The sequence below is a fragment of the Kitasatospora sp. NPDC093102 genome, from assembly GCF_040683915.1.
Classification (GTDB): Bacteria; Actinomycetota; Actinomycetes; order Streptomycetales; family Streptomycetaceae; genus Kitasatospora.
Genome location: NZ_JBFBFA010000140.1, coordinates 1 through 1524 on the forward strand (window position 1 = coordinate 1; position 1524 = coordinate 1524).

Annotated in this window: 1 protein-coding gene and 1 pseudogene; both read right to left on the bottom strand. The window is 68.0% G+C overall.

Features of this window, described 5'->3' with window-relative positions; translation table 11 throughout:
* Positions 1-134 precede the first annotated feature (134 nt).
* Positions 135-1286, bottom strand: a complete 1152-nt coding sequence (locus AB0O11_RS39325) for an ISAs1 family transposase (protein WP_363397425.1) — start codon at positions 1284-1286, stop codon at positions 135-137.
* 15 nt (positions 1287-1301) lie between these two features.
* Positions 1302-1524 (bottom strand): annotated as a pseudogene (locus AB0O11_RS39330) (hypothetical protein); the annotation flags it as partial.

The following is a 1524-nucleotide window of genomic DNA, read 5'->3' on the forward strand; positions in this document are numbered from 1 at the left end:
CTCACGGTCTAACTCTGGGAATGACGCCTACTGAAACTTCGGGCCTACCAAAATATCGATGGCTACGGCGTTCCAGCCGGGCTCATTCACGGCCAGGGCTGTTGCAAAGTCTGGTGATCTTGTGAGTGTGCTGGTCAGGTGATGCCGAGGAGGTCGAGCGGGCGACTGAAGGGTTCGTAGGAGGCGTGCCGGAGGCCGGCGGCGATGTTACGGTGCCCGTGCTGCCGCAGCGTGTTGATCGCCAGGTTGCGCAGGGTCGCCATGTTCTCGGGGCCGTGGCCGGTGCGGATCTTCGAGGCGTCCTCGGCGAAGGTGGTGTCGCGGACGTAGTGGAGCCGGTTTTCGATGGTCCATTGTGACCTGGCGAGTTGGCCGAGGCGCTGGGGCGAGGCCTGGTGCGAGCTCAGGTCGGTGATCGCGTAGATGGTCTGGCGGCTGACCGCGCCGGTCTTGAGGTCGGTGCGGTAGCGCAGGATGCGTGCGGCCTGGACGGCGTGGGGGAAGTCCAGACCGAGGTCGGTGACGGTGAGGGCTCTGGTCGCGCGGGTCTCCTTGCGGCCGTGGCCGGTCTCGCGGTCATAGCGGCGGGCGGTGACGTCTTTCCAGGGCAACGACCGGAGCCGGCGGTGCAGTTCGGGCTGGTTGGCCTTGACCACGAGCAGGTAGTGGGCCTTCTTCTCCTCGACCAGGAATCGGACGTGGGCGCGCTGGGTGTGCAGGGCGTCGGCGGTGACCGTGATTCCGGTCAGGTCGTAGGGCTCCAGCAGTGCGGTGAAGCAGGTGATCTCGTTGGTCTTGTCGGACACCCGCAGCTGGGTGACGGTCCGGCCGTCGCCGGTCATCGCGGCCAGCAGGTGAGCGGCGGGCGAGGTGCCGTTTCGGGAGCCGCGAGTGGCTTTTCCGTCCACGGCGATCGAGTCCGAGCCGAGCGGATCGGCGCCGGTCAGGTCGGCCAGACCGCCCGGGCAGACCAGGGCGATGACTCGCCGGATCGTGGCGGCGCTCGGTGCGACGCGAACGCCCAGTGCGCCCACGAGCCTGGCGCCCAGCCGGGCGAGGGCGTGTTGCGGAGCGTTCGCGGACCACTGGCCGATGGCCGCGTACGAGCGCGCACCGGCGACCACCGCCGAGGCGGCGACCAGCAGCACCGCCACGAACGGGTGACGCACCCCTCGGCGTCGGCGCGGATCGGGCAGCAGTCGCAACCGCTCCACCAGCGACAATCCCGCCACGCCCTCCAGAGCGGGCGACTTGATCAGGCAGACGGTGGCAGACTGGCGGCACATCGAAGCTCCGGCGGTTCAGGGCGACTTGGGAAGGTCACCCCGTTCAACCGGAGCTTCGATGCGTTCGTGACGGCCCAGCATGGATCCCTGCATCGCCGTGACCTGCGGACTCACGCGCTCACCAGGACTTTGAAACGACCCTGCATTCACGGCCACTCGGACCCATCGTCTGCCCTGTTCGCCGATGAGTTTCACGAAGCGGGTCTCGCCCATGACGTCACCGATGACGAGCCGTCCG

What these genes read in the sequence shown, in the direction of transcription:
- AB0O11_RS39325 (WP_363397425.1), bottom strand. Translation starts at nt 1,286, where the DNA reads ATGTGCCGCCAGTCTGCCACCGTCTGCCTGATCAAGTCGCCCGCTCTG.